Source organism: Streptomyces sp. NPDC037288 (genome assembly GCF_055603265.1).
In genome coordinates this window covers 1-5,814 of record NZ_JBVJVY010000130.1, presented here as the reverse complement: position 1 = coordinate 5,814, position 5,814 = coordinate 1, and the positions used below count along the sequence as shown (strand labels likewise).

Here is a 5,814-nt window from a genome sequence, read left to right as displayed (position 1 = left end):
GCGAGCACGCTGCTCCACCCGCCGCATCGGCACAGCAGTTCAAGCCGTCCACACCCTGATGACCTGCACATATTCAGGATGAAAACGGTTCAGTGGCGGTGAAATCGCGGCCGATCAGATCCGGGGCCTTCGCCGAGGCCGGGTCCGCAGTCGTGGTGCGGTGCCTGCGACGCAGTCGCACTCCAGCCAGGCCGATGCTCCGCATCACCCGTGCGATCCGCTTGTGGTTGACGCGTTCGCCCGTCCCGCGGAGTTCGGCGGTGATCCTTGGGACTCCGTAGGTGCCGTCCGATTTGCAGTGCACGGCCCGTATCCGGGTGGCGAGGCGGGCGTCGGCCGCCTGGCGGGCTGCCCGGTTTTCTGCGGTGCGGCGCCAGTGGTAGAAGCTGGAGCGGGCAATGCCCAGGATGGTGCACAGCCGCTTGACGCCGTAGCGCGCTGGTGGTCGGCGACGAACCGGAAGCGGTTCAGCAGCGTGTCTCCCTGGCGAAATACTTGGCCGCCTTGTGCAGGATTTCGCGTTCTTCCTCCAGTTCACGAACGTTCTTGCGCAGAGCGGTGTTCTCCGCCTCCAGCGGCGTGGGCGGCTCGGCGAGTGTCTCTGCCCGGTGTTCCCGCGGTCGGCTCGCGCCGGCTGCCCGGACCCAGTTGCGCAGGGTCTCGGGATTGCTTCCCAGATCGGCAGCGACCTGTCGGATCGTCGCCTCGGACCGCGACTGATACAGCGCGACCGCGTCCGCCTTGAACTGCGGCGGATAGCTCTCCATGACCACGAGATATCCGATCTCAGATCCTCAGGATCCAGTGTCTCGTGTGTTCAAGATCAGGGTCAAGGCTCAACCTCAACACCCACCTGGCCGCCTGGGTGAAGCAGCACGAGGCCGAGCACGACTGGCTCACCACCGTCCTCTCCCGCCCTATGCGCCCGACCTGAACCCCGTCGAGGCCGTCTGGTCACTCGTGCGCAGAGCGATGGCCAACACCGCCTTCGACAGACCCGACGACCTCGACCGGGCACTCCACCGAGAGTTACGCAAGATCCAGCTCCGGCCCCATCTGATCGACGGCTGCCTCACCGCCACCGGCCTGCCCCTCATAACATCGACTTCACCGTGAAAACCTCAGAATGTGCACGAGCTCGTTAGACTAGCGTTTGCGTTATGCGCCCGTAGCTCAGTTGGCAGAGCAGGGGACTTTTAATCCTCGGGTCGTCGGTTCGAGCCCGACCGGGCGTACCAATCCATGCTCGGAGCGGGCGTCCTGGCGTAAGAGAAGCCTCATCCGAACCCGAAGTGGTGCGCCAGGGCTGCTATGGCCTTGTTGCCACGGCGTCCTGAGGGGCTGACGGCCTGTGATGTGTACCGACCTGCACCGCCCCGCCCCTATCACCGCGCCCGCGACGCGTCCAGATGCCTCTACGGGCGCCTGCGCAATCGGTAACGACGAAGCTTCGGTGCCAGGTAGCCTCGCCGGTGAGTACCTGGTCAGGATTTGTCTCTAACTTGACTCTATCGGGGATCTTGAGGATGCCCGGCGAGGCAGCGTGATCAACGGGCATGCTCGGCTCTGTTCAAGGACCGGTGCAGTTGTCGAGGTGCCCGTTGTCGCTCCACGCCCGTTGTGGTGAGCAAGTCCCTTCTGTGACCATGCAGATGGCGCGAGCGAGCAACCCGGGCGGTACCACGGCGATGTGGGTGAGAGACCACCTGGGCGGGCTGTGGCGTGACGAGGACTTCGCCGACTGGTACCCGCGCAATGGGCGTCCGGGGCTGTCGCCCGCCCGGCTGGCCATGGTCTGTGTGCTGCAGTTCCTGCTCGGTCTGTCGGACGGCAGGCGGCCGAGGCGGTTCGCTGCCGCAGCGATTTCAAGTACGCGCTGGCCATGGAACTGGACGATCCCGGCTTCCACCACAGCGTGCTGGCCGGCTTCCGCGATCGTCTCACCGAGGGCGGCCGAGCCGACCGACTCCTCGACCTCGCGCTCACGCGCCTGAAGGAGGCCGGTCTCGTCCACGAGCGCACCAACTCAGCGCACCGACTCCACTCACGTCCTGACCGCGGTGCGCGACCTGACCCGGCTGGAACTGGTCACCGAGGCCGTCCGCGCCGCGCTGGAAGAGCTGGCCGGCACAGCTGCGCACCTGCTGGCCGGCCTGGTGGACGAGGAGTGGGGGCGCCGCTACGGCCGTCCGGTCCGTCTGGGCAAGAACCCCACCCGTCCCAAGACCAGGATCCTTGCCACAGGCGGCGGCGCCGTCCGGCTGCTGGAGCGCGTCGGGAGGCATGGGGCGGATCGCCTGTCCGGTCCCCGGGTCCAGGCTCTTCGGCAGATCATGGTGCAGAACTACTACCGCGACGGGGTCGGCCGCCTGCGCTGGCGCACCGCCGGGGACGGCGGCCTGCCGCCCTCGGCGGTCGCCGTCGTCTCGCCCTACGACCCGACGGCCCGCTACGCGCGCCGCGGGCATGTCACCCGTTGGAAAGGGTTCGTCGCACATCTCACCGAGACCTGTGACCCTGACGGCGTCAATGTGATCCCAGATGTGGCCACCGCCGACGCCACCAGCTACGACGCGAAGGCTCTGCCCGGCATCCATACCCGGCTCAAGCGCCGCGGGCTGCTGCCCGCCGAGCATCTGGTCGACGGTGGCTACACCTCCCTGATCCATCTGGAACAGGCAGCCCGCAACCACCAGGTCACGGTCACCGGGTCACTGCCGGTCCACTCCACCCGCCAGCACCGCAAGAACGACGACTTCCACATCGACTTCGACCGCCGGCAAGTCACCTGCCCGCAGGGGGAGACCAGCGCGGGATGGCGCGGCCCCTATCCGACCTCCTCACCCACCGCGGCACCTTTGATCGTGGCACGGTTCACCAAGAGCCAGTGCCGTCCCTGCCCGGTCCGCACCCGCTGCACGACCACCGCCGACACCGCCCGAACTGTGGGCTTCCCCCCGCGAGAACTCCGTGACCTGCAACTCCGAGTTCGCGCCGAGCAACAGACCCGAATGGCAGGCCCGCTATGCGGTCCGCTCCGGAGTGGAAGGCACCATCAACGAGCTCGCTCACGGACACGGCATGCGCCGCTGCCGCTACCGGGGACAGCAGAAAGCCCACCCACAGCACGTGCTCAGCCATCGCCGCAAACATCGAGCGCCTCAGCCGACGGCCGCCGACCGGAGAAACACCTTCGTCCCGGCCGCCGACCGCCTTCCAGAACTTTCCGGACCAGCACGGGATCCCCCGGCCGAGGTCTTGGCGGTCCGCCAGAGACCGAGTGGACGACACCAAGATCCCCGACAGAGTCAAGCTAAGGGTTGTCCGTAATGTGCTGATCACGGGTGGGGTGATCTTGTTGTGGCTGGTGTGATCATGGGGTCGGAGCCTTCCTGGACAGGCCCGTTCTCCGGGCTGAGTGCGCGTAACTTCGGCAGTCTGATCACGGTGCTGCGGCGTGAGGGTGTGGGTCCGGTGTGCAAGGGGCGGCGGTGGAGCCTGCCGCTGGAGGACCGGGTGCTGCTGGTCGCCGCGTAGTGGCGCACGAACCTCACTCTGCGGCAGCCGGCACCGCTGTCCGGGGTGTCGGAGCCGGCCGCCGACCGCATCATCGATCACCTGGTCCGTCGCTCGCGCTCCAGCAGCGCAAGCGGTTCCGCAAGGACACCGTCCTGATCGTGGACGGCACCCTGGTCCCTGCCCGCGACAACACCATCGCCGAGCAGTCGAAGGATTACCGCTGCTCCACCCGCCATCAGGCCGTCATCGACGCCGGCACCTGGCTTGTCGTCGCCGTCGGCCAGCCGGTCGCCGGCAACCGCAACGACTGCAGGGCGTGGGAGCTGCCCGGCGCCCAACACGCCGCCGACAACACCACCGTGATCGCCGACGGCGGCTACCGGGGCACCGGCCTGGTCATCCCGCACCGGCGCGAGCGCGGCCAGAGCGAGCTCCCGGCCTGGGAAAGAGGAACACAACACCTCCCACCGCAAGGTCCGCGCCCGCGTCGAGCACGTCTTCGCCCGCATGAAGGGACGGAAGATCCTTCGCGACTGCCGCCTGAGAGGCGACGGCGTCCACTACGCCATGCTCGCATCGCCCGCCTGCACAACCTCGTCCTTGCCGGGTAACACAGAACCCAGCAGGTCACCCACCACACCAAAGATCATTCACAGGACACCATTTCGCCAAGCAAATGTGGCGGAGGGTTCCAGTTTCACCCGCTGAGTCGATCTGGTCATCATATTGAGCGGGGTATGACAGACATTCACGTGCGCCCATATTTCCAAGACGGGTAATATGTTCACAATTCGATTAGAGGGTAATATGACAACTAGCGTCTCGCGTAGACTGCCGACTGTCGCGCTCATGGTCGGTGCCGCGGCGGGAGAGGTGCTCGGACTGCTGGGAGTCCCGCAGGGCGCGGCAGCCGAGCCGGGCCCGGGCGTCTCCATTGCCAAGGTCGCCCCTGCCTCCGTACGCAGCATGCCCAAGGCCCAGGCTTTTGACGGAAATAAACTTCTTCCGTCGGTCGAGGAGGTTACGAAGCTTTGCCGCCAAGGAAATCGATGCACGTTCACGCCCGAAGGGGAGTCGGAGTACCGGAACGGTGTTATTTCGGTGGGGAACTCGTTCCTGAACTGCTCCGACCATGACGTTTCCATTTCGCGGAACATTACTCTTCATCCGGCAGTCACGGACAACATTGGAGGGCAAATCCTCGGCACCTCAACCACGACGGGAGGGATTGGTAGCACCTCGCAGGTCGGTCTTTCTGGCGATGCCGAGACAGACGAAACCATCAAAGGGACGACGCAGACCTGGGCTCCTAACATCAGTTCCGCGACCCAATCATCTACCAATGAGGGCGACACGTTGGGCAAGCTCAGTGGTACCATTTCCGGGTCGAGTGCGGGCAACCAGACAACTCAGCAATCATTCAGCATGCAGGGCGGACGCAACTACGGTAGGACGTGGCAAACCACTATCGATAGCGGTTTCACGGCCAATGTAATCGCTCCTGCAGGTGACGTACTCACCTTGGGTTTCATGGACGTAGGAAAGCGGGTGCGCGGCACCTTGAATGTCGCCGGCACTAGCAAGTATGTCAAAAACGTTGTTGTCGACGAGCCATCGATCATGGAATCAAGTTCCTTCGTGGTGCAAACCTACACTGCTCCAAGGGGTGCCTGCCTCAACACCCGTCCCACCACATAAACGTGAAATGGCGTAGCCTCTTCGCGGCTTTCATGTGAAATCCCCGATCCCCTTAGATTCTGAGCGGGCGCAGCGCATGCGGAGTGGGGGGATGAGCACGAGAAGAGGCGAAACTCCTGTGCATGGGTCGGCGACAAAGATCAGCCTGTCCGTCAGGGGGCTTCGCGGATTTGTCTTTTCGTCGAAACTGGATGTGTCCGATCAGCCAGGCCTGCGATGCTTGGTCATGAGACGGCAGCGCTGCTGATCCTGACCCACCCGCAATGCGGACACACCGTGAGCCTCTTTCGTGTGGAGAGCATGAGGGTGAGGGTGGATGCGGCGACTGACGTGCGTCTGTTCGGGATGATCCGAGCGTGCGGGAAGGTCTGGCACTGAGCTCTTTCAGCGTGGCCACTGATCGGGTGACGGGTCGACGTCCCGCAACGCACGAGGCTCCTGTGCCGTTGAGAGAGGTGTTCGACGTCTCAACTCATCAGCGCAGGAGCCTCTCGTTGGTTCCCTATCCTGCCTCACTCGACCTGCCTCACGCCCTGGTCGAGTGGGTAACCATGCTCATCGTCACCCGTGAGGGTGACCGCCGCTGCAAGCTCCCGC

At 64.9% G+C, this 5,814-nt stretch carries 6 protein-coding genes, 1 tRNA gene and 4 pseudogenes; 9 read left to right on the top strand and 2 right to left on the bottom strand.

Annotation, left to right across the window (positions count from 1 at the left end; genetic code table 11):
• Positions 1–82 (top strand): annotated as a pseudogene (locus ACZ7GZ_RS42085) (IS5/IS1182 family transposase); the annotation flags it as partial.
• Here the strand turns inward: ACZ7GZ_RS42085 and ACZ7GZ_RS42080 are convergent.
• Together ACZ7GZ_RS42080 and ACZ7GZ_RS42075 are read right to left on the bottom strand one after the other, a co-directional pair.
• On the bottom strand, positions 74–538 hold the full coding sequence (locus ACZ7GZ_RS42080) for an IS3 family transposase (RefSeq protein WP_471033019.1): 465 nt from the start codon (positions 536–538) through the stop codon (positions 74–76). The pseudogene ACZ7GZ_RS42085 and the gene ACZ7GZ_RS42080 sit on opposite strands and share 9 nt — an antisense overlap.
• Complete coding sequence (locus ACZ7GZ_RS42075; RefSeq protein WP_471033016.1) at positions 468–767, bottom strand: transposase; 300 nt, start codon at positions 765–767, stop codon at positions 468–470. Before ACZ7GZ_RS42075 ends, ACZ7GZ_RS42080 begins: the two co-directional genes overlap by 71 nt.
• Positions 768–838: 71 nt before the next feature.
• Between ACZ7GZ_RS42075 and ACZ7GZ_RS42070 the strand changes: the two are divergent.
• The 8 genes and pseudogenes from ACZ7GZ_RS42070 to ACZ7GZ_RS42035 form a co-directional block, all read left to right on the top strand.
• Positions 839–1,116 (top strand): annotated as a pseudogene (locus tag ACZ7GZ_RS42070) (transposase); the annotation flags it as partial.
• Between the two features lie 46 nt (positions 1,117–1,162).
• Positions 1,163–1,238, top strand: a tRNA-Lys gene (locus tag ACZ7GZ_RS42065).
• A gap of 408 nt (positions 1,239–1,646) precedes the next feature.
• A complete protein-coding gene (locus ACZ7GZ_RS42060) occupies positions 1,647–1,994 on the top strand; it encodes a transposase (protein ID WP_471033013.1) in 348 nt (115 codons plus the stop codon).
• A gap of 339 nt (positions 1,995–2,333) precedes the next feature.
• A pseudogene (locus ACZ7GZ_RS42055) lies at positions 2,334–3,330 on the top strand (transposase).
• 45 nt (positions 3,331–3,375) lie between these two features.
• A complete protein-coding gene (locus tag ACZ7GZ_RS42050; RefSeq protein ID WP_471033012.1) occupies positions 3,376–3,537 on the top strand; it encodes a hypothetical protein in 162 nt (53 codons plus the stop codon).
• 140 nt (positions 3,538–3,677) lie between these two features.
• Positions 3,678–4,130: a transposase gene (locus ACZ7GZ_RS42045; protein ID WP_471033009.1), complete on the top strand. Its 453-nt coding sequence runs from the start codon at positions 3,678–3,680 to the stop codon at positions 4,128–4,130.
• 238 nt (positions 4,131–4,368) lie between these two features.
• On the top strand, positions 4,369–5,217 hold the full coding sequence (locus ACZ7GZ_RS42040; RefSeq protein ID WP_471033006.1) for a hypothetical protein: 849 nt from the start codon (positions 4,369–4,371) through the stop codon (positions 5,215–5,217).
• Positions 5,218–5,711: 494 nt separating this feature from the next.
• Positions 5,712–5,814 (top strand): annotated as a pseudogene (locus ACZ7GZ_RS42035) (IS5/IS1182 family transposase); the annotation flags it as partial.